This is a genomic window from Streptomyces sp. NPDC030995 (assembly GCF_055571215.1).
In genome coordinates this window covers 148,158-169,984 of record NZ_JBVIFS010000008.1, presented here as the reverse complement: position 1 = coordinate 169,984, position 21,827 = coordinate 148,158, and the positions used below count along the sequence as shown (strand labels likewise).

Annotated in this window: 16 protein-coding genes; 5 read left to right on the top strand and 11 right to left on the bottom strand. The window is 73.0% G+C overall.

Features of this window, described 5'->3' with window-relative positions:
* Window positions 1–11: 11 nt before the first annotated feature.
* Window positions 12–1,178 carry a citrate synthase/methylcitrate synthase gene (locus ACZ45T_RS15525; RefSeq protein WP_468441376.1) on the bottom strand — a complete coding sequence of 389 codons (1,167 nt, stop codon included), beginning with the start codon at window positions 1,176–1,178 and terminating at the stop codon, window positions 12–14.
* A 65-nt stretch (window positions 1,179–1,243) separates the two neighbouring features.
* Here ACZ45T_RS15525 and ACZ45T_RS15520 point away from each other — a divergent pair, with 65 nt between their 5' ends.
* From ACZ45T_RS15520 to ACZ45T_RS15510, 3 genes are all read left to right on the top strand, one after another.
* Complete coding sequence (locus ACZ45T_RS15520) at window positions 1,244–2,482, top strand: citrate synthase (protein WP_468441374.1); 1,239 nt, start codon at window positions 1,244–1,246, stop codon at window positions 2,480–2,482.
* A 130-nt stretch (window positions 2,483–2,612) separates the two neighbouring features.
* Window positions 2,613–4,214, top strand: coding sequence for a sensor histidine kinase (locus ACZ45T_RS15515; protein ID WP_468441372.1), 1,602 nt, complete (start codon window positions 2,613–2,615; stop codon window positions 4,212–4,214).
* Window positions 4,211–4,912 carry a DUF7342 family protein gene (locus ACZ45T_RS15510; protein ID WP_468441370.1) on the top strand — a complete coding sequence of 234 codons (702 nt, stop codon included), beginning with the start codon at window positions 4,211–4,213 and terminating at the stop codon, window positions 4,910–4,912. The genes ACZ45T_RS15515 and ACZ45T_RS15510 overlap by 4 nt, the downstream gene beginning before the upstream one ends.
* Before the next feature lie 37 nt (window positions 4,913–4,949).
* Here the strand turns inward: ACZ45T_RS15510 and ACZ45T_RS15505 are convergent, their stop codons facing one another.
* The 3 genes from ACZ45T_RS15505 to ACZ45T_RS15495 all read right to left on the bottom strand — a co-directional run bounded on the left by ACZ45T_RS15505 (window position 4,950) and on the right by ACZ45T_RS15495 (window position 9,332).
* Window positions 4,950–6,542 carry a solute symporter family protein gene (locus ACZ45T_RS15505; RefSeq protein WP_468441368.1) on the bottom strand — a complete coding sequence of 531 codons (1,593 nt, stop codon included), beginning with the start codon at window positions 6,540–6,542 and terminating at the stop codon, window positions 4,950–4,952.
* Window positions 6,539–7,024: a DUF485 domain-containing protein gene (locus ACZ45T_RS15500; protein WP_468441366.1), complete on the bottom strand. Its 486-nt coding sequence runs from the start codon at window positions 7,022–7,024 to the stop codon at window positions 6,539–6,541. Before ACZ45T_RS15500 ends, ACZ45T_RS15505 begins: the two co-directional genes overlap by 4 nt.
* Window positions 7,025–7,211: 187 nt before the next feature.
* Window positions 7,212–9,332 carry a DNA gyrase/topoisomerase IV subunit B gene (locus ACZ45T_RS15495; protein ID WP_468441364.1) on the bottom strand — a complete coding sequence of 707 codons (2,121 nt, stop codon included), beginning with the start codon at window positions 9,330–9,332 and terminating at the stop codon, window positions 7,212–7,214.
* Window positions 9,333–9,780: 448 nt separating this feature from the next.
* Between ACZ45T_RS15495 and ACZ45T_RS15490 the strand changes: the two genes are divergently transcribed.
* Entirely contained in the window at window positions 9,781–10,014 is a 234-nt protein-coding gene (locus ACZ45T_RS15490) for a DUF7455 domain-containing protein (protein ID WP_030028922.1), read from the top strand.
* 100 nt (window positions 10,015–10,114) lie between these two features.
* On the opposite strand, the gene ACZ45T_RS15485 is transcribed toward ACZ45T_RS15490, so the two are convergent.
* From ACZ45T_RS15485 to ACZ45T_RS15455, 7 genes are all read right to left on the bottom strand, one after another.
* A complete protein-coding gene (locus ACZ45T_RS15485; RefSeq protein ID WP_468441362.1) occupies window positions 10,115–11,041 on the bottom strand; it encodes a serine protease in 927 nt (308 codons plus the stop codon).
* A 106-nt stretch (window positions 11,042–11,147) separates the two neighbouring features.
* Window positions 11,148–12,731, bottom strand: coding sequence for an RNA polymerase sigma factor (locus tag ACZ45T_RS15480; RefSeq protein ID WP_468441360.1), 1,584 nt, complete (start codon window positions 12,729–12,731; stop codon window positions 11,148–11,150).
* 375 nt (window positions 12,732–13,106) lie between these two features.
* Window positions 13,107–14,048 carry a FadR/GntR family transcriptional regulator gene (locus ACZ45T_RS15475; protein ID WP_468441358.1) on the bottom strand — a complete coding sequence of 314 codons (942 nt, stop codon included), beginning with the start codon at window positions 14,046–14,048 and terminating at the stop codon, window positions 13,107–13,109.
* Window positions 14,049–14,185: 137 nt separating this feature from the next.
* On the bottom strand, window positions 14,186–15,967 hold the full coding sequence (locus tag ACZ45T_RS15470; RefSeq protein ID WP_468441356.1) for an ATP-binding cassette domain-containing protein: 1,782 nt from the start codon (window positions 15,965–15,967) through the stop codon (window positions 14,186–14,188).
* 164 nt (window positions 15,968–16,131) lie between these two features.
* Window positions 16,132–16,878 carry an NUDIX hydrolase gene (locus ACZ45T_RS15465; RefSeq protein ID WP_468441354.1) on the bottom strand — a complete coding sequence of 249 codons (747 nt, stop codon included), beginning with the start codon at window positions 16,876–16,878 and terminating at the stop codon, window positions 16,132–16,134.
* A 314-nt stretch (window positions 16,879–17,192) separates the two neighbouring features.
* Window positions 17,193–19,181: a glycogen debranching N-terminal domain-containing protein gene (locus tag ACZ45T_RS15460; RefSeq protein ID WP_468441352.1), complete on the bottom strand. Its 1,989-nt coding sequence runs from the start codon at window positions 19,179–19,181 to the stop codon at window positions 17,193–17,195.
* Window positions 19,182–19,336: 155 nt separating this feature from the next.
* Window positions 19,337–20,602, bottom strand: a complete 1,266-nt coding sequence (locus ACZ45T_RS15455) for a DUF4192 domain-containing protein (RefSeq protein WP_468441350.1) — start codon at window positions 20,600–20,602, stop codon at window positions 19,337–19,339.
* 287 nt (window positions 20,603–20,889) lie between these two features.
* Between ACZ45T_RS15455 and ACZ45T_RS15450 the strand changes: the two genes are divergently transcribed.
* A complete protein-coding gene (locus tag ACZ45T_RS15450; RefSeq protein ID WP_468441348.1) occupies window positions 20,890–21,519 on the top strand; it encodes a DUF6875 domain-containing protein in 630 nt (209 codons plus the stop codon).
* Window positions 21,520–21,827: the final 308 nt, after the last annotated feature.

Sequence of the window (21,827 nt, the reverse complement as noted above, 5' to 3'; positions counted from 1 at the left end):
GTCAGGCTCCGTCAGCCGAGCGGCGGCACCGGCTGGGGCGGGGTGGGGCCGGTGTACCGGGCGGCCGGGCGGATGATCTTCGGATCGGCGGCCTGTTCGAGGACGTTCGCGCTCCAGCCGACCACGCGGGCCGCGCAGAAGGTCGGGGTGAACATCTCGCGCGGCAGCCCGCACAGCTCCATGACCACGCCCGCGTAGAACTCCACGTTGGTGTGCAGTTCGCGGCCCGGCTTGAGCTCGGCGAGGATCTCCTCGACCTGGCTCTCGACCTCGATGGCGAAGTCCACGAGGGGGCCGCCGAACTGTCGGGCGATGTCACGCAGCATGCGTGAGCGGGGGTCCTCGGTGCGGTAGACGGGGTGGCCGAAGCCCATGATCCGGTCGCCCGCCAGGACCCGCTCGCGGATCCACGGCCCGATCCGGTCCGCGGTGCCGATGGCGTCGAGGGTGTCCAGGGCCCGGCTCGGGGCGCCGCCGTGCAGCGGGCCGGAGAGGGCTCCGACGGCCCCGGTCAGACAGGCCGCGACATCGGCGCCGGTGGAGGCGATCACGCGGGCGGTGAAGGTCGAGGCGTTGAAACCGTGGTCGACCGTGGAGATCAGGTACCGCTCGATCGCGCGGGCCTTGACCGGCTCGGGCTCCTGGCCGGTCAGCATGTAGAGGTAGTTGGCGGCGTACGGGAGGTCGTCGCGCGGCTCCACCGGCTCCAGGCCCTGGCCCAGCCGGTACAGGGCGGTCAGCAGCGTCGGTACGGCGGCGCAGGCGGCCAGCGCGTCGGCGGCCCGGCGGGCGGGGTCGAGGTCGTACACCGGGCGGAAGCCTGCGGCGGCGCCGAGCAGCGAGAGCGCGGTGCGCAGCCCGGCGAGCGGGCCGGAGAGCCGGGTGGCGCGTGCCAGCCCCGGCAGGGCGTCCCGTACCTCCTCGGGCAGTCGGCGCAGCGGGACGGTCTCGGCGGCGAAGGCGGCCCGCTCGGCGGGGTCCGCGGGCAGCGTGCCGCGGAACATCAGGTGCCACACGTCCTCGAAGCTGCGCCCGGCGGCGAGTTCGACGGCCGAGTACTGGCGGTAGTGGTAGAAGCCCTCACGGCCTCGGACGTCGCCCAGCTCGGTTTCGGTGACCACGACTCCCGCGAGACCGCGGGGTACTTCTACGGCGGTGTTCATGCATCGACCATCCATGATGGATTGAATCCTTGTCAATGCTGATTGAATCAATACACGCATCCATCTGTAGGGTGTTCGTCATGAGCGACGAGACGGACGGCGGGCGCAGGCTCAGCACGCAGGAGGCGGCCCGGCTGCTCGGAGTGAAACCGGCCACGGTGTACGCGTACGTCAGCCGCGGGCAGCTCGCCAGCCGCCGCGATCCGGCCGGGCGGGGCAGCAGCTTCGACGCGGCCGAGGTGGAGGAGCTGGCCCGGCGGAGCCGCCGCGAGGCGGCCACCCCCGCCGGGGACCTCTCCGTACGCACCGGGCTCACGCTCATCGAGTCCGACCGGTACTACTTCCGGGGCGTCGACGCCGTGGCCCTGGCCTCGCGGTACCGCTACGAGGAGGTCGCCGAGTGGCTCTGGACGGGGGCGCTCGCGCGCGGTGCGCGGTTCACCGCTCCCCCGGAGCCCCTGGCGGCGGCCCGCCGGGCGGTGGCGGCGCTGCCGGAACACGGCGGCCCCATCGACCGGCTGCGGGTGGCGGTCGCCGCCGCCGCGGTGGCGGATCCGCTGCGCTTCGACCTGTCCGAGGAGGCGGTGCTCGGCTCCGCGCGCTCTCTGATCCCCACCCTGGTCGGCGCGCTCCCGGTGCTGGGCCCCGCCCGGTGGGCCGGGGACGGCCGGATCGCCCGGGAGCTGTGGTCGCGGCTGACTGCGCGGGAGCCGGACCCGGACGCGCTGGCCGCGCTGGACCTGGCGCTGGCGCTGCTGGTCGACCACGATCTGGCCGCCTCGACCCTGGCCGTACGGGTGGCCGCGTCGGCGCGGGCCCATCCGTACGCGGCGGTGTCGGCCGGGCTCGGCGCGCTCGAAGGGCCGCTGCACGGCGCCGCCGGGCGGCTCGCGCACCGGATGCTGGTGGAGGTGCTGGAACAGGGCGGGGCCGCGCCGGTGGTGGCGGAGTACCTGCGGGCGGGGCGCCGGGTCCCGGGGCTCGGCCACCGGCTGTACCAGGGCGAGGACCCGCGTGCGGGGGCGCTGTTCGCCCGGCTGGAGGGGCTGGAGCAGGCCGGTCCGGCGCTGGGTGCGGCGCGCGAGGTGGCCGCGGTGATGGCCCGGCAGGGCCGCGGGCTGCACGCCAATGTGGACCTGGCGCTGGCCGTCCTGACGGTGTCGTGCGGGATGGCGGCGGAGGCCGGGGAGACGGTCTTCGCGGTGGCCCGGACGGCGGGCTGGATCGCGCACGCCCTGGAGGAGTACCAGGAGCGGCCGCTGCGGATGCGCCCGAGCGGGCAGTACCACGGTCCTCGCCCGCCACAGCCGATGCCCTGACGGGGTCCGACGGCCCGCCCCGGCCGCCTCGGGGCCCCCAGGACCCCGCGCCGGGCGTCGAGCGGTTCGGGCTGGAGATTCCGCTTACGCTCCGACCGACCTAACGTTGCTCCCCATGCGGTTCCTCCTCATGAGCGCTCGGCGCCTCGGGCTGCCCAGACGGGCCGTCTCCCAGATCCTGCTGACCCAGCTGGCCATCGCCGCCGGGGTCCTCGTACTGGCGACCGGCCTGTTCCTGGCACCGCTGAGCGCGCAGCTCGACGACCAGGCCATGCGGCGCGCCCTGGCCATCGCGCAGAGCGCCGCGGCCGACCCCTCGCTGGCCGCCGACCTGCTGGACTCCGGGACCTCGCCGGACAATCCGGTGCAGGCCTCGGCCGAGCGGATCCGCCGGGCCACCGGCGCCGAGTACGTGGTCGTCCTCGACCTGGACGGCATCCGCCGCTCGCACCCGAGTGCCGACCGGATCGGGCTGCCCGTCTCCACCGACCCGAGCGAGGCCCTGGCGGGCCGCGAGGTCATGGAGATCGACGAGGGCACGCTGGGCCGGTCCGCGCGCGGCAAGGTTCCGCTCCTGGCGGCCGACGGCGAGATCATCGGCGCCGTCTCGGTCGGCATCCCCTACGACAGCGTCCGCGACCGGCTGCTCGGTGCCATCCCCGGCCTGCTCGCCTACGCGGGCGGCGCCCTGGTGGCAGGGGCGCTCGCCGCCTATCTGCTCTCGCGCAGGATCCAGCGCCAGACCCGGAACCTGGCCTTCTCCGACATCGCCGGCCTCCTCGCCGAGCGCGAGGCGATGCTCCACTCCATCCGCGAGGGCGTGATCGCCCTCGCACCGGACGGCCGGGTCCGGCTGGTCAATGACGAGGCCGCCCGGCTGCTGGGCCTCACCCCGGACTCCACCGGCACCTTCGCCGGCCGCCCGCTGGACGAGGTACTCGCCGGCGGGCGCACCGCCGACGTCCTGTCGGGCCGCGTCACCGGCCGGGACCTGCTCACCGTGCAGGGCCCCCGGGTCCTGGTGGCCAACCGCATGCCCACCGAGGACGGCGGCGCCGTCGCCACCCTGCGCGACCGCACCGAGCTGGAACACCTGGGCCGCGAGCTCGACTCCACCCGGGGCCTCATCGATGCCCTGCGCGCCCAGGACCACGAGCACGCCAACCGCCTCCACACCCTCCTCGGCCTGCTGGAGCTGGGCCTGCACGAGGAGGCGGTGGAGTTCGTGACGGAGGTCGTCGGGGTGCACCGGACGACCGCCGAACAGGTCACCGAGAAGGTCCACGACCCGCTGCTGGCCGCCCTCCTCGTGGGCAAGGCGACCGTGGCGGCCGAGCGGGGCGTCCCCCTGCGGCTGGCCGCGAGCACCCTCCTCCCCGACCGCCTGGTGGACCCGGGCGGCCTCGTCACGATCCTCGGCAACCTGGTGGACAACGCGCTGGACGCCGCGGCCGGTTCGACGGCGCCCCTGGTCGAGGTGGAGCTGCGCGCCGAAGGCCGTACCGCCGTGCTGCACGTGCGCGACAGCGGCCCCGGGGTCCCCGCCGCGCGCCGCGAGGAGATCTTCACGGAGGGCTGGTCGACCAAGCAGCCCAGGGCGCACCGCGAGCGCGGGCTGGGTCTCGCCCTCGTACGCCGCCTCGCGGAGCGGCAGGGCGGCAGCGCCCGGGCCGGTGAAGCAGCGGACGGAGGGGCGGAATTCTCCGTCGTACTCCCGGAGGCCCTGCGATGAACGAGACCCCGATCAACGTATTGGTCGTCGACGACGACATGCGTGTTGCCCGGATCAACGCGGCGTACGTGGCGAAGGTTCCCGGTTTCCGGGTGGCGGCGCAGGCCCATTCCGCGGCCGAGGCCCTGGAGTTCCTCACCACGCATCCCGTGGACCTGGTCCTCATGGACCACTACCTCCCCGACGAGAACGGCCTGGACCTGGTCCGGCGCCTGCGCCAGCTCGGCCACCGCACCGATGTGATCATGGTCACCGCCGCCCGCGACCTCGCCACCGTGCAGGCCGCCATGCGCCTCGGCGCCCTCCAGTACCTGGTCAAGCCCTTCACCTTCGCCGGGCTGCGCACCCGGCTGGAGGCGTACCGAGCCCTGCGCCGCACCCTGGACACGGGCGGCGAGGCCGAACAGGCGGAGGTGGACCGGATCTTCGGCGCCCTCGCCGCCGCGGGCTCCGCGAACGAGCTGCCCAAGGGCCACTCCCCCACCACCGCGGAACTGGTCCGCCAGGTCCTGCGCTCCGCCGACGGCCCCCTGTCCACCCAGCAGATCGCCGACCGCGCCGGCATCAGCCGCCAGACCGCCCAGCGCTACCTGAAGCTCCTGGAACGCACCGGCCGCGTCACCCTGGCCCTGCGCTACGGCGAGACGGGCCGCCCGGAACACCTCTACACCTGGCTCCCCTCCGAGGGCCCGGCCTGATCCGAAATGACCGGCCCCAGGAGGTGTCCGGCGGCGCTCAGACCGCTCCGGCGCCGGTCAGGGAGCGGACCTCCGTCTCGGCGTGCTTCGCCTCGTCCGGTTCCTCGCTCGAGGTGACCGTCCCCAGCCAGCCGGCCAGGAAGCCCAGCGGGATCGAGACGATCCCCGGGTTCTGGAGCGGGAAGAACTGGAAGTCCACCCCCGGGAAGAGCGACTCCGCGCTGCCCGACACCACCGGCGAGACCAGCACCAGCAGCACCGCCGGCACCAGGCCGCCGTACACCGACCAGACGGCTCCCCGCGTGGTGAAGCCGCGCCAGAAGAGCGAGTACAGCAGCACCGGCAGGTTGGCCGAGGCCGCCACGGCGAAGGCCAGCCCCACCAGGAACGCCACATTGAGGTTCTGGGCGAGCAGCCCGAGGGCGATCGCCACCGCCCCGATGCCGACGGCCGCGGCCCGGGCCACCGAGACCTCGCTGCGCTGCCTGGCGTGCCGGCGCTTGAGGGAGGCGTACAGGTCGTGGGCGACGGAGGCCGAGGAGGCCAAGGTGATCCCGGCCACCACGGCCAGGATGGTGGCGAAGGCGATGGCGGCGACGAAGGCGAACAGCACCGCGCCGCCGGTGGAGCCGGCGCCCCCGCCGAGGAAGGCCGCGAGCAGCGGAACGGCCGTGTTCCCGGAGGCGTTGGACGCCCGTACCTCGTCCGGGCCCACCAGCGCGGCCGCCCCGAAGCCGAGCACGATGGTCATCAGGTAGAAGCCGCCGATGAGGGCGATCGCCCACACCACCGAGCGGCGGGCCGCCCGCGCGGTGGGCACGGTGTAGAAGCGCGACAGGATGTGCGGCAGTCCGGCGGTCCCGAGGACCAGCGCGAGGCCGAGGCTCATGAAGTCGACACGGGCGGTCCAGTCCCCGCCGTACTTGAGCCCGGGGCCCAGGAACCGGGTCCCGTGCCCGCTGCGCTCGGCGGCGCTGCTGAGCAGCTGGTCGACGTTCCCGTGGAAGCGCAGGAGCACGAGCACGGTCAGGGTGATCGCCCCGCCCATCAGCAGTACGGCCTTGACGATCTGGATCCAGGTGGTGGCCCGCATCCCGCCGAAGGACACGTAGACGACCATCAGGGCGCCCACCCCGACCACGGCGAGGGTCCGCGCCACGGCGCTCGAGTTCCCCAGCAGGAGGCCGACCAGACTGCCCGCGCCGACCATCTGCGCGACGAGGTAGAGGACGGAGACGACGACCGAGGAGGTGCCGGCCGCGATCCGCACCGGCCGCTCGCTCATCCGGGCGGCGACCACGTCGGCGAGGGTGAAGCGCCCGCAGTTGCGGACCAGTTCGGCGACCAGGAACAGCACCACCAGCCAGGCGACGAGGAAGCCCACCGAGTAGAGCATGCCGTCGTAGCCGAAGAGGGCGATCAGGCCGGAGATGCCGAGGAAGGAGGCGGCGGACATGTAGTCGCCCGCGATGGCGAAACCGTTCTCCATCGGGGAGAAGAGTCTCCCGCCCGCGTAGAACTCCTCCGCCGACCCGTGCCGGTTGCGGCTGACCCAGGTGGTGATGCCCAGGGTCACCGCGATGAAGACGCTGAACAGGATCAGCGCGAGGGTCTGGTGTTCGGTGGTCACCGGCCGGCCCCCCTCGCCCGGGTCCGCTCCTGGCCGCGCTCCTGCTCGAAGACGGTCCAGCGCAGGTCGAGTGCGGCACGGTCCCGGCGCAGCCGCGCGTGCCGGGCGTAGGCCCAGGTCAGCAGGAAGGTGGTGAGGAACTGGCCGAGCCCCGCCAGCATGGCCACATTGACCGCGCCGACGACGGGCCGGGCCATCAGGCCGGGCGCGGTGGTGGCGGCGACCACGTAGGCGACGTACCAGAGGAAGAAACCGGCGGTCGCGGGAACGACGAACCCGCGGTAGCGGCTGCGGACCTCCTGGAAGGCGGCGCTGCGCTGCACTTCGAGGTAGATGTCGGATGCGCCGGGCGCGGGGCGGCCGCCGGGGGCCGGGCGCGGCGGGGACGCTTCCTCGCCCTCCCCCCAGCCGACGGCCAGCGCGTCGTACCAGGGGTCGTCCAGCCGGATCGTTCCGGCATCACGACCTTCGTGCTTGTCCACCGAACTCTCCTTGTCCGCTGCCGCATTGGCCGCGTGCCCACAAGGATGTGCGGTATGGACGGTTTCCGGACTGGTGTCCCGGTCCTCTTCACTCCAACAGGTGATGGAGTGAAGAGGACCGGTGTGCCGTGGCGCCGACCGGTCAGCCGCTGCCGACCGCCGGCAGCGCGCGCCGCTGGCGCCCGGGTCAGGCGTCGATGCGCGAGCGGTCCAGGGTCGCCGCGGAGCTCGTGATGAACTCCTTGCGCGGGGCCACCTCATTGCCCATGAGCAGGTCGAAGACCTGCTCGGCCGAGTCCAGGTCGCCGATGTTGATCCGGCGCAGGGTACGGAAGCGGGGGTCCATGGTGGTCTCCGCCAGCTGGTCCGCGTCCATCTCGCCGAGGCCCTTGTAGCGCTGGATCGCGTCCTTGTAGCGGATGTTCTTGCGCTGGTACTCCAACAGGGTCTGGCGCAGCTCGTTGTCCGAATACGTGTACACGTACTTGTCCTGGCCCTTCTTGGGCTGGACCAGCTCGATCCGGTGCAGCGGCGGCACGGCCGCGAAGACCCGGCCGGCCTCGACCATCGGCCGCATGTACCGCTGGAAGAGCGTGAGCAGCAGGCAGCGGATGTGCGCGCCGTCCACGTCGGCGTCGACGAGCAGCACGATCTTGCCGTACCGGGCGGCGTCGATGTCGAAGGTCCGGCCCGAGCCGGCTCCTATGACCTGGATGATCGCCCCGCACTCGGCGTTCTTCAGCATGTCCGAGATCGAGGACTTCTGGACGTTGAGGATCTTGCCGCGGATGGGCAGGAGCGCCTGGAATTCAGAATTCCGGGCGAGCTTCGCGGTGCCGAGGGCGGAGTCCCCCTCGACGATGAAGAGCTCGCTGCGTTCCACGTCGTCGCTGCGGCAGTCGGCCAGCTTGGCGGGGAGCGAGGAGGTCTCCAGCGCGGTCTTGCGGCGCTGCGCCTCCTTGTGCTGACGGGCCGCGATCCTGGTCCGGGCGGCCGCGACGATCTTCTCCATCACGGCGCGGGCCTGCTGCTTGTCGTCGCGCTTGGTGGAGGTCAGGAAGGCCTTGAGCTCCTTGGCGACGACGGCGGCGACGATCCGGGTGGCCGCCGAGGTGCCGAGGACCTCCTTGGTCTGGCCCTCGAACTGCGGCTCGGCGAGGCGGACCGTGACGACGGCCGTCATGCCCTCCATCGCGTCGTCCTTGACCACGTCGTCCTCGGCGACGCGCAGCAGCTTGGCCGAGCGCAGCACCTCGTTCACGGTCTTGGCGACCGAGCGCTCGAAGCCGGAGACGTGGGTGCCGCCCTTGGGGGTGGCGATGATGTTCACGAAGGACTTGACGTTGGTCTCGTAGCCCGTGCCCCAGCGCAGGGCGATGTCCACGCCGAGCTCGCGGGTGACCTCGGTGGGGGTCATGTGGCCACGGTCGTCGAGGACCGGGACGGTCTCCTTGAAGGTGCCCGTGCCGGTCAGGCGCAGCACGTCGCAGACGGCCTTGTCCTGGGCGAGGTACTCGCAGAATTCGCTGATGCCGCCGTCGAAGCGGAAGGTCTCCTCGGTCTTGCCGGCCCCGTCGATGCCCCGCTCGTCGCGGACGACCAGGGTCAGGCCGGGGACGAGGAAGGCGGTCTGGCGGGCGCGCTGGTAGAGCGTCTCCAGATTGAGCCGGGCGTCCTTGAGGAAGATCTGGCGGTCGGCCCAGTAGCGGACCCGGGTGCCGGTGCGGCCCTTGGGGACCCGCTTGGCCTTGCGCAGGCCGTTGGCGGGGTCGAAGGGGCTGTCGGGGCCCTGCTCGGTGAACATCCCCGGGACGCCGCGGCGGAAGCTGATGGCATGGGTCGCGCTGTTGCGGTCGACCTCGACGTCCAGACGGGCGGAGAGGGCGTTGACCACGGAGGCACCGACGCCGTGCAGGCCGCCGGAGGCCGCGTACGAGCCACCGCCGAACTTGCCGCCGGCGTGCAGCTTGGTCATGACGACCTCGACGCCGGACAGGCCGGTCTTGGGCTCGACGTCCACGGGAATGCCGCGGCCGTTGTCCCGGACCTCGACCGAGGCGTCCTCGTGGAGGATCACCTCGATGTGGTCGCAGTAGCCGCCCAGGGCCTCGTCGACGGAATTGTCGATGATCTCCCAGAGGCAGTGCATCAGGCCCCGGCTGTCGGTCGAGCCGATATACATGCCGGGGCGCTTGCGGACGGCCTCCAGCCCTTCGAGGACGAGCAGGTGCCGCGCGGTGTAGTTGGAACCGTCCCGGTCTGCTCCGGACAGCAGCGCGCTGGAAGGCACGGACGTGTCGGCGGTCACGCAGTTCGCTCCTCGCTGAATTTCTTTTCTGGCCCGATCGGGCGCAGGGGTGGCTCGGCTGCCGGTCGAAGGGTACCGAGGCCAGGTAGAGCCGATGCAACGCCACCCTCGCGCGATCCTCAGCCTAGTCCAGATCCGCACGGGTGTTCGATCCCCCGGGGGAGTGAAGGAAACATCACGTTCCCTTCCGCGCATGAACCATTTAGGGTTCGGGCACGTCCTCATGAACAACCTGGCACTCTCGCCGGGGAGGATGGAACTGCAACAAGCGCACGGACTGACAACGCGAAACCGTAAAGCAACGCAATACGGCTCCTTCGCCGCCAACCGGCAACAGCCGGCCAGCTTCGGAAGGAAGTTTCGAGGAAAAGCCGCGAGCGGGAACGTTTTCGGCCTGGTTGGATGTTGACCCTGGTACGACAGCTCGTCGAGCTAGAGAAGAGGCGACGTGACTACTGTTCTGACACCCGCGACCCCGCTGACGGCCGCTGACCGATGCGACCGTTGCGGCGCCCAGGCATATCTGCGCGTCGTCCTGCTGAGCGGCGGTGAACTGCTCTTCTGCGCCCACCACGGTCGCAAGTTCGAGCCGGAACTCAAGAAGATCGCCGCGGAAATACAGGATGAGACCGAGCGGCTCACGTCCGCTCCGGCTGCCCATGCCGAACCCGAGGACCGCTGACACAGGCCTGCACCTCGCATCCGACGAGCCAGGACCGGCCAAGCCGGTCGACGGGCGGCACCCCTGAGACCCAGGGGTGCCGCCCGTCCTCATATCCGCCCTACCGCGTGGGATGCCCCTCCACGGGCCCTGCACCCGGCCCGGAGCCCCTCCGGGCGTCCGATGCGGTCTCCGGAGCCCCGGCGGGCTCCGCGCCCGTCTCCGGGGCTGTCACGAAGTCGGTCAGCGGGGCGATGCGCGTATAGACCCCCGGGCTGTCGGCGCGCCCGCAGCCCCGCCCCCACGAGACCACCCCGATGAGCCGCCCCTGCGCCACCAGCGGCCCTCCACTGTCGCCCTGGCAGGCGTCCCTGCCGCCTCCGCCGTCCCCCGCGCACACCATGGAATCGGCCCGGTACTGGCCCTCCGAGTCCCCCGGGTAGGCCCGCCCGCAGACCTCGTCCTCCAGCACCGTCACCTGCGCGGCACGCAGGCCGTACGCGTAGTCACCGAAGCCGCTCGTGTCGCCCCAGCCGTATACGGCCGCCTCGGTCCCCGCCCCGTAGGCGGGATGCCCCGCCTGCGCCAGGGGGAGCACGTGGTGGGGCGGCACGGGCTCGGCCAGCTCCAGTACGGCGAGGTCCCCGGCGTTGCTCTGCGGGTCGTAGGCCGGATTCACCCGGGCCCCGCGCACCGCGATCTCCCGGCCCTCGCTCGCCCGGAGCTCCGTACGCCCGGCGATCACCCGGAAGTCGGGCACGGACTCGACCGGGCCGCCCAGCACCTCGCGGCCCAGGCAGTGCGCCGCGGTCAGCACCTTGGTCGGGGCCACGATGACGCCCCCGCAGAACTGTCCGGCCCGCGTACCCCCGAACCGGTCACGGCTGGCGAGGGCCACGACCCAGGGGCTGTCGGCCACCTTCACCGGCTTCCCGCCGATCACCACGCTGTCCGCGGCCGCTTGCGGCACCTGGGCGAGCGGCGCCGCTGCCGCTCCCGCCGCCAGGGTCAGCGCGCCCGCCAGAGCACGGGCAAAGGGACGACGCATGAGGCCTCCTGACTCCGAGTGTGCATGACTCCACCCAGAGTGGGATGCCCGGTGGCCGAGCGCACCCGCGCGGCCACCGGCGTACGGCCCCAGGCCGCCCTCCCGGTCAGTCCAGGTAGTCGCGCAGCACCTGGGAGCGGGACGGGTGGCGCAGCTTCGACATGGTCTTCGACTCGATCTGGCGGATCCGCTCACGCGTGACCCCGTAGACCTTGCCGATCTCGTCCAGGGTCTTGGGCTGGCCGTCCGTGAGGCCGAAGCGCATGGAGACCACGCCGGCCTCGCGCTCGCTCAGGGTGTCGAGCACCGAGTGCAGCTGCTCCTGGAGGAGCGTGAAGCTCACGGCGTCGGCCGGGACGACGGCCTCGGAGTCCTCGATGAGGTCGCCGAACTCGCTGTCGCCGTCCTCACCCAGCGGCGTGTGCAGGGAGATCGGCTCGCGGCCGTACTTCTGGACCTCGATGACCTTCTCGGGGGTCATGTCGAGTTCCTTGGCCAGCTCCTCCGGGGTGGGCTCGCGGCCCAGGTCCTGGAGCATCTGGCGCTGCACGCGGGCGAGCTTGTTGATGACCTCGACCATGTGGACCGGGATGCGGATGGTGCGGGCCTGGTCGGCCATGGCGCGCGTGATCGCCTGACGGATCCACCAGGTCGCGTACGTGGAGAACTTGTAGCCCTTGGTGTAGTCGAACTTCTCGACCGCGCGGATCAGACCCAGGTTGCCCTCCTGGATCAGGTCCAGGAAGAGCATGCCGCGGCCGGTGTAGCGCTTGGCGAGGGAGACCACGAGACGGAGGTTGGCCTCCAGCAGGTGGTTCTTGGCGCGGCGGCCGTCCTCGGCGATGATCTCCAGCTCGCGCTTGAGCTTGGGCGCCAGCTTGTCGGAGTTCGCCAGCTTGTCCTCGCCGAAGAGGCCCGCCTCGATGCGCTTGGCGAGCTCCACCTCCTGCTCGGCGTTGAGGAGGGGGACCTTGCCGATCTGCTTGAGGTAGTCCTTGACCGGGTCGGCGGTGGCGCCGGCGACCACGACCTGCTGGGCGGGGGCGTCGTCCTCGTCGTCGGAGATGACGAAGCCCTTGTTCTCGCCGCCCTCCTCCTCCTCGTCGGCCTCGGCCTTGGCGGCGTCGGGACCCTCGTCGGGGGTCTCGTCGTCTCCCGCCTCGTCGGCGTCCTTCTTGGCGGCGGTCTTCTTCGCGGTCGTCTTCTTGGCAGCGGTCTTCTTGGCGGGCGCGGTCTTCTTCGCCGCGGTCTTCTTCGCCGCCGTCTTCTTCGCGGTGGGCTCGGGCTCCTGCGCGAGAGCGTCCGGGGTGTCCGGGTCCGCCGTCTCGGCTGCCGGAGCCGCGGTGGTGGCCGTGGTGCTCGCTGCCGTCGTCTTCGCCGCCGTCTTCTTGGCGACGGGCTCGGTGGCCGTCCGCTTGGCCGGGCTCTTCGCTGCGACGCTCTTGCGGGTGGTGCGCTTGGGCGACTCCGCGGCACTGACCATCAGCGTCACACCCTCTTCCTCGAGGATCTGGTTGAGGCTGCGCAGAACATTCTTCCACTGGGTCGCAGGAATCTGGTCAGCCTCGAAGGCCCGACGCACGTCATCGCCGGCGATCTGCCCCTCGGCCTTGCCCCGCTCGATGAGCGCCATCACAGACTCGGAATCGGCGATCTCCGGCGGGAGCGTACGGGATGTGCTGGCCGACACGAACAACCTCTCGGAACGATGGAAACGGCTTCCGACCCCGGGCCTGGTGGTGCTGGACCGGAGCCGACGACCTCCGACCGGGGATGGGCCGGCGGCGCGGGCAGGGGCCGGGGAGCTGCACAGCACCCCCAAGGGCTGCTGTCTTCCCTCCGTCGGCCATCACCTCTTAGGTCATCGCGTGACCTCGCGGAGCGTTACGCCCAATCTTCGTGTCCCGAGTCACACCCCGTATGCACGAATGCCGGTCATAGGGTCATACCCACGGTTTCTACGCGGTTTCTGCGCGGCCTCCACGAGGCCCCTACGCGGGTGTCGCCGGACCCGACCGGGCCCGGCGACACGTCGTGCACCCCCACGCCCCCGCGCATCCGCCCGTCAGTGCTCGCGCGGGGCGGGAACCACGCGCTCGACCTCCGGATGAACCGTCAGGAGCTGACGCATGGCGTTCTCGGCGCCCGTCGCGTCACCCGCGGCGATGGCCTCGACCATCCGGGCGTGGTGCGCGACGCAGGTCTCGCTCGGGCGGTCGCAGGCCGTGATCGGGCTGCCGGAGACCTGGAGGGCGGCGGAGACGATGCCGGAGAGGTGCTCCAGCATGCGGTTGCCGGCGACCTGGATGAGCAGCGCGTGGAACTCGTTGTCGGCGCGCGCGAAGGTGATCGAGTCACCCTGACCGAGGGCGTGGCCCATGATCTCGACCATGTCCGCGAGGCGCTGCTGGATGTCCGGCCGTCCGTGGCCGGCGGCGAGGCGGGCGGCGAGGGGTTCGATGGTCAGGCGGAGCTCGCCCAGTTCGCGGCGCTGGTCGTCGCGCTGGGGGCCGAAGGCGCGCCACTCGATGATGTCGGGATCTAGCAGGTTCCAGTCGGCGACGGGGCGGACCCGGGTGCCGACGTTGGGGCGGGCGCTGACGAGGCCCTTGGCCTCCAGGACCCGCAGCGATTCGCGGACGACCGTACGGGAGACCTCGAAGCGCTGGCCGATCTCCTCGGGGACCAGCGGGCGGTCCGCGCCGAGGTCGCCGGAGACGATCATCTGGCCGAGCTGCTGGACGAGTTGGCCGTGCAGTCCGCGTCCGCGGCTGCCTGCCGCGCGGCGGCCCACACGGCTCAACTCGACGTCGGCTCCGTCCCAGTGGGGCGCTCCGACGCGGTCGGACCCGGGGGCCTCCGCGTAGGGGTAGCGGTCGAGTTCGCCCGGGCCGGCGAGGCCGGAGTCGGCATGGCGGGCGGCGGTCATCATGGTGTGCGCAAGGGTACTCACGAATCCTTTGTCGGCCGTGCCTCGATGACCCTTGAGGTCTTTGGTGAAAAGCACACGAAAGGGTGATCGGTGCCACCTACGCAATTGACGACTTATCGTAAATAACCGGGCCTTTTGCGGGGAGTTGCGGTCCGCTTCACGCGACACGGACTGCAACGGTCCCGTCCGTGACCACTCCCGCACCGGAATGATCACCAACGGACCCGGCTGCGCAGTCCGGTGAACCCATAGGCGCACAACAGGACCATCAGCGACAACACCAACGCGGTCCCGACGGGTTGGGCCATCACCCGTAGGGCCCCCACGAGCAGACGGTCCGCCTCCGGCGGCCACTGCACCCAGGTCAGGCCGCGCAGCCGGGCCGCGAGACCGGTCACCGGGTACGCGGACGAGCCCTCCAGTGCCCGGCGCACCAGCGGAACCACCACCACCGGTACGGCGAGCACCGCGGCCAGTCCCGCCGTGGCGGACCGGAAGACGCCGGAGGCCAGTACGCCGGCCCAGGCGCAGCCGATGAGCAGCCCGGCCCAACTCGCGGCCGGCAACAGCCACTGCGCCGGGGTGCGCAGCGGGCCGCTGTCGAAGACGAGCGCGAGGGCGGCGGCGTCGGCCGCCACGGCCAGGGCGCCCATCAGCAGGGCGAGGGCGGCGCAGATGCCGAGCTTGGCGGTGAGCAGCCCCATCCGGCGCGGCACGGTGCCGCGGTCGGCGGCGAGCGCGGGGTAGCGGTACTCCTCGCCGAAGGCCAGCGCGCCGAGCAGTCCCGCGCCCAGGGCGGCGGGCGGCAGCGGCAGCAGCTCCGGCCAGGCGGCGAGCAACCGGTTCTGCGGGGTCTGCCCGACCCGGGCCAGCACCAGGGCGGTGAGGACGGAGACGGCGACGACGAGGGCGGCGGTGAGGACGGGGGTGGCGGTGCCGAAGACGCGGAGCAACTCGTAGCGCAGCGGCCGCAGCGGCCCGCCCACGCGGCGCACGGCCGAGGCCGGCCGCTGGGCGCGGGCGCGCCGGGGGCGGCTGCCGGAGGCCTCGGCGAAGGCCTCGCCGGGCTCCGACGGGCTTCCGGCGGCGGCGCGGGCGGGCGGGACGGGCGCCGTCGGCGCGCCGGCGTCACCCGTCTCGTCGGCGAGCTGGTGGACCAGCACGCCGTGGCGGAAGGCCGCCTCGCCGACCTCGGCGCAGTTGCTGCCGTACACCGACAGGCGGCTGCCGCTCTCCTCGACGATCTCCACCGAGCGCTGCGCGGCCCGGGCCTCCCGGCCCAGTACGTCGGCCAGCCGGGCGGCGTGCGGAGTGCGCACGGCGACCCGCGGCCGCAGCCGGGTCCGGGCGAACTCGGCGGCGTCCTGGTCGGCGACGAGCCGGCCCGCCTCGATGCTGACGACGCGGTCGGCGCTGCGGGCGGCCTCCTTGGCGTCGTCGGTGGTGAACAGCACCGCTCCGCCGAGGGAGGCGTGGCCGCGCAGCAGCCCGTGCAGCCAGCCGCGTTCGCGGGGGGAGAGTCCGGCGCCGGGCTCGTCCAGGAGCAGGGTGCACGGATCGGCGAGCAGCGCCGAGGCGAGCGCGACCCGGCGCTCCATGCCGAGCGACAGCGAGCCGAGCCGCTGGTCCCGCAGGCCCGCGATACCGACGACCTCCAGCATGGTGTCGGCCCGGGAGGCCGGCACCCCGGCGGCGGCGCAGAGCATCCGCAGCTGGTTGCGGACGGTCCGCGACGGATTGCCGGGGACATCGCCGAGCAGCACGCCGACCTCACGGCCGGGGTGCGGGATCCGGTGCAGCGGGCGGCCGCGGAAATAGGTGACGCCGCGGCCCGGTTCGAGTTCGAGCATGAGCCGCAGCGCGGTGGTCTTGCCCGACCCCGGCTCGCCGAGCAGGGCGGTGACGTGCCCCGGGCGGGCCTCGAAGGTGAGGTCGTCCACGAGGGGCCGAGTGTGGGAACGGGGTTTGCTGGTAAGTCCGATGGCCTGGAGCATCGCTTCTCTCGCGGGGGGTGAGACCGCTCTGCGGCAGGGTGAGTACCGCAAGCAAGATAACGCGATATGTCCGATTTTCGGCGCAACCGGTCCGATGGGATGCCGATATCGACGTCGGGCTCGGCGCCGAGGGCGCGCCCGGCGCGGGCGCGTGTGCCGTGGTGTCAGACTTCCGGACGCAGCATCGGCGGATTGAGCAGGGTCGCCCCGCCCGCGCGGAACAGCTGGGCCGGACGCCCGCCCTGACGGGTCGTCGTCCCCCCGGCCGGCACCAGGAACCCGGGGGTTCCGGTGACCTTGCGGTGGAAGTTCCGCGGGTCGAGGGCCACGCCCCAGACGGCCTCATAGACCCGGCGCAGCTCGCCGACGGTGAACTCGGGCGGGCAGAAGGCCGTGGCCAGTGAGGAGTACTCGATCTTCGAGCGGGCCCGCTCCACACCGTCGGCGAGGATCTGGGCGTGGTCGAAGGCGAGTCCCGCGGGGCCCTCGCCGGTGGCGGCCAGCAGCTCGTCGACGGGGGCCCAGCGCGCGCTGTTGGCGTCTCCCCCGGCCCGTGGCGCCGGCAGGTCCGGAGCCAGCACCAGATGCGCCACGCTGACGACGCGCATCCGCGGATCGCGCTTCGGATCGCCGTAGGTCGCCAGCTGTTCGAGGTGTGCCCCGTTGCCCTCGCCCGGCAGGGCGGGGTCGTGGGCGCACAGCCCGGTCTCCTCGGAGAGCTCCCTGGCGGCGGCCGCGGCCAGGTCCTCGTCCTCGCGGACGAATCCGCCGGGCAGCGCCCAGCGACCCTGGAACGGCTGCTCACCCCGTCTGACGACCAGCGCGCAGAGCGCGTGGCGCCGCACGGTGAGCACGACCAGGTCGACGGTGACGGCAAAGGGCGGGAAGGCCGACGGGTCGTAGGGCGACATGCCGCGATCATAGTCGTCTGCCTGACGATAAACAGCGCTTTGGTGACCTTGAAGTCACTGTTCCGAGGCCCGGGGGTCTCTCGTCGACCAGGCTGTCCCGCTTGATCGACGAGGTGCTCCCTAGTGCTGTGGCCGGAAAGGTTTGCCGGGTCGCGGCGTCCGGTGCCATGGGGCCTCCCCAGGCCCGCAGGGCCTAGGGGACGCATCGCAAGGCGGAGGGCCGCGGCTCGTACTGGACGTACCGGCGCGGTCCGACAACGCGGCGAGGTGCCGTGCCGGGGGCCGCGACCCGGTGAACCTTTCCGGTCACAGCACTAGCCTCCCAGCTGGAGCGCATCCGCGGCCTCCTCCACCATGCCGAGGCCGAGCCGGCTGATCCTGACGGCGAAGGGCTCCCCCGACACGCGCAGCCCCGAGAGCCGGAGCGCACCGAGGGGGGCGCCGGGCAGGGGGGCGAGGGCGACCGTGCCCGTGGGGGCGTCGGGGCGGATCCCGGCGAGGGCGGTCAGCACGTGGACCCCGGCCGCCGCGGCCACCGCGGCCGGGCGGCAGGCCGCCGGGTGCGGGATCGGGGCGCTGCCCGCGGTGCGCTGCTCCGCCGCGAACATCTCCGGCAGCCGGTACCCGAAGGTCTCCGCCGCGTCCAGCAGGCCCCGCAGCAGGCCCGCGGCCTCCTTCTCGAAGCCCGCCTGGGCCAGCCCCGCCACGGCCACGGCGCTCTCGTACGCCCGCACCGCGCCCGAGCGGTGGCCGTACGGGTTGTGCCCCGGCTCCTTGACGGCCATGCTCCGCAGCCCCCATCCGCAATCCATGGCGGGGGCTCCGAGCAGCCGGGCCAGCTGCTCGGTGCGGGCCCGGTCCAGCAGCCCCGGGGCGATCCGGCCGGCGCCGAGCAGTCCGGTGTCGAGCAGATGGGCGGCGGCCCCCGTCAGCCGGGGCAGCGGCCGGCCGTCGGGATGGAGGGCCGAAGCGGGGCGGCCGCCGTCCGGGCCGTCGATCCAGAAGCCGGCCCGGAACCGCTCCCGCAGCGCGGCCGCCCGGTCCCGCCACTCCTCGGCGCCGGGCCGCCCGCAGCCGGCGAGGAGATCCGCGCCGAGCACGGCGGCCCGGTGGGCGTGGGCCTGGGTCTCGCAGCGCCGCGGACCCGGCACGGGGTCGGCCACGAAGCCGTCCTCGCCCAGAGCTCCGCGCAGCCAGTCGAGGCACCGCTCGGCAGCCGGGAGCAGTCGGGCCACCTCCTCTTCCGGCATGCCCCAGAGCCGGGCTTCGGCGAGCACCGCGGGGAAGGCCAGGGTCGCCTCGGTTCCGGTGCATCCCGGCGGGAGCTGCGGGCCCGCTCCGCGCAGCGGGCCGGGGATCTTCCCGGCGTCGGGCCCGCGCCCGTCGGTCTGGGTCCGGGCCAGGACGCGCAGGGTGGCCGCGGCGAGACCGGTGCCGAGGGGCAGCGCCATCCTGGCCGCCCAGAGCGACTCGGCCGGGGCCAGGCCCAGCCGCCAGGGCACCCCCGCGGCCGCGAAGGCGTCGCCCGGCTGCTCCGGGTCCCTCAGGAGCAGGGCGCCCAGGTCCTCGACGCTGGTCCGGAACCACGCCTCGGCCCTCGGGTCGTCCCCCTCGGCCCGCGCGTCGGCCAGCGGGTTCGCCACCTGCCCGGCGGGGGCACGCACCGCGCGGTCGTGCGTGGTGCGCAGCTCGATGGTGCGGGATTCGCCGGGGCCCAGCTCGAGCTGCCAGCGCAGCAGACCGGCCGAGGCCAGCGCGTCGTCCGGCGGCGGTTCGGCGGCGGTGACGGCCTGCGCCTCGCCGTTGCTCCAGCGCAGCCCGGCGGCGTGCACCCCGGCGGGCAGCTCCGGCCCGGCCCGGCCGGCGGCCACGGCGGCCAGCTCGGCCAGGTCGGTGCCGAGCAGCACCTCCACGGGGAGGCGTACCGACCGGGCCGAGAAACTGCGCAGGGTGATCCGCTCGGTGCCGTCGGCGTGCCGGACCCGTTCCACACCGATGTCCGGGTCGGGGCCGGGCTCCGCTCCGGTGCGCACCGTCGCGGTGAAGGCGGCCCGGTCGGCGCCGAGGCTGCGCCCCTGGACGGCGACCGGGTCCCGGCCGCCGACGCGCAGCACGCACCGGGAGAGCAGTCGGCGCCCGGAGCGGTAGATCCCGTCGATCCCCCGCCCGGTCAGCTGGCCGTGCTCCGGCGAGATGACCAGGCAGGGCGCGGCGACGCAGATGACGGCGCCGTGCACGGGCGGCAGTTCGGGCCTGCGGGCGGGGGGCACGCTGGCTGGGCGGGGAGGTGCGGGGTGAGACATGTGTCGCCTTGTCTGCGCTCCGGTCGGTTCAGCTGGGCGGCGGCGTGGCCGGGCCCCCACCACCCCCCAGCTGAACGCCCCCACCCCCGCCCGGGTCACGCCCGGGGCGCGCCGGAGCCGCGGCCGCGGGGTGGCGCGCGCGGGCCGGCGCGCGTTCACTGCTCGCTCCCCGCGGTGCGGCGCGGGGAACGGCGGGGTGCCGTCCGGGCCCGTCGGCCGGGAGGGCGGCTGCCGGCCGCGGAGCGCGCGCGCCGGGGCTCGCGGCGGCGTCGCTCCTCGCGCAGGCACTGCCGCAGCCCCTCGGGGTCGATCCCTTCGTTGCACGCGTGGTGGAGCAGCTGGGCGAAGCGGTACTCGGCGTCCGCCCGCAGGGCCAGGCCCAGGGCGATCCGGGCGGTCGGCTCGTCCCCGGTGGACCAGGAGACCCAGCCGGCAAGGGTGAGGGGGGCCGCGGCGTGCTCGCCGTAGGCCCCGACACAGCGCCGGGCGAGGGCCCGCCACAGTCGCAGGGCGGGGGCCGCCTCCTCGTCCTCCATCCACTCGGCGGCGATGTCCCGGATCTCGCGGTCCTGGAGGCCGAGGATCAGCGAGGCCGCCTCGTCGTGGCCGAGGAGCGCGTCGTCCCAGTCGTCGGCGCGCGGTCCGCCTTCGACGGGCGGGGCCAGGGTCATGCGCCGCAGCAGGGTCTGCGCCAGTGTGATGGTCTCGGCACCGACCTCCTCCCGGGTGGCCCCGTCGAGGATCCTCGGCATCAGGGCGGCGGCCGCCCGGTCCAGGGCCCGTTCCGCCTCGTCGGCCACGGCCCCGCGCAGCGGTGCCAGCCTGCCCTCGATCTCCTTGAGGGAGCCCCGGACCTGGAGTCCGGCGAAGGTTGCCGCCGCGGCCATCACCGAGGTGCCGACCGCGGCCAGCCGGCCGCCCTCGGCCGGACAGCACCGCTCGTCGGGGCAGACGTAGGACCAAAATCGCCCCGCGGACAGGCACAGGGCCTCCAGGACCGGCACGTCCAGTGCGCCGCAGGCCAGCCGGATCCGCTGGGCGAGCGGCCGGAGCCGGGTCATCACCCGCTGGCCGCTCTCTTCGCCGCGCGGCTCCTGACAGAGGAAGACGACGATGCCGTCGGGCCTGCCGCCGCGCCGTTCGCTGCCCCTGATCAGGCAGTCGGCGACCTGCCGGGCGGTGTCCTCCCATTCCGCGGGGGTGGCGGGAATGCCGACGCGGAGCCGGCCGCCGAAGCGACCGCCCTCGCCGTGCACCGCGACCATGACGAGGGAGTCGGTCGGGTGGAAGCCGAGCATGTAGGGCAGCGCGTCGGCCAGTTCGGCCGGGCTGCGCAGGGTGATCTGCGGGTCGTTGGCGGCTCCGGCCGGGCTGATGGAGGGCCGGTCGGACGGGGTGCGTGAGGTGTGATCGTTCGTCATGGCACGAAGGTCCCGCGCCCGATCCGATCCCGAAAGCTCTGTGGATAACCATTTCACGCTTCAACATCCACAGGTTCAGGGCGACATGGGCGCACGTCGGTGGGACCGGGTTACATGGGAACGTGAACACCGACCCGATCGGCGGGCGGCGGGCGGCGGCTGGCGACCGGCAACCGGCAACCGGCAACCGGCAACCGGCGGCGAAATGCGGGCGATGCCAAGGGGATAGCGGCGAAACCTAGCCTGACAGCCGAATCCGATCATGCCGACCGCTGAAGTGAGGGCACATGTCCCGCGACCTGACAACCGAGGCTCGTGACTGGCTCACGGCATACACACCCAGTCCCCATCCCGACCTCGGACGGAGCGGTGTCGTATGCCCTTACATGGTGAAGGCCCTGCGCCGTGACTACGTCCACATGGTCGAGTTCGACGCGAACGAGGGCGACGAAGCGCTGATGGCGCTGGCCCGGGAGCTGCTCGGGCGGCTGCGCGAGCAGGCCGAGGAGCTGGGGTCCGACCGGATCTACTTGGTGAACATGGTGGTTCCGTACGGGCTTCCGGACCACGAGATGAAGGCGATGATGGGCCGGGTGCACGCCGCGCTCAAGCCGGAGTGGGTGGAGGCCGGCTACATGCTCGGCGACTTCTGGCCGGCGCACGAGACCATCGGGCTCCACAACGACGACTTCCGCCCGTTCACCAGCCCGATGCCGCTGCTCGGGATGCGCCACATCGTCCCCGCCGACCTGTTCTTCTTCGTCAAGCACGAGCGGGTGCCCGCCGAGCGGCAGTGGTGCCTTCAGGTCTTCCGGAAGAACTTCGAGGGTCAGCTCAACGAGTACTGGACCGAGCAGCTGGAGGCCGCCGAGGCCGAAGTCCTGCGTGAGCTCCAGGAGGTCGGGGCTGCTGCTTGATCAGCCATTGCACGGCCAAGTCGGCTGGTGTGCTCGTCGGGACGGCGAGGGCACCAGCCGGCTTTCGTTGCGGCCGGCCCTTTTGAGGCCGGCTCTTTGCGGCCGGTCCTTTCGCCGCCGGCCCCTTCCACCGGCCGGCTTCGCGGCCGACCTCGCGCAGACGCGCCGGTCCCGTTCCCGGACATGGCTGTGGGGGGGGGGGGGGGGGGGGGGGGGACCACACCACCCTTCCCCCCCCGGAACAAAAATCACCCCCGCCCCATGCAAGAGAAGTTTTTCGTGTCCCCCCACCCGACAGTAAGCTCTTC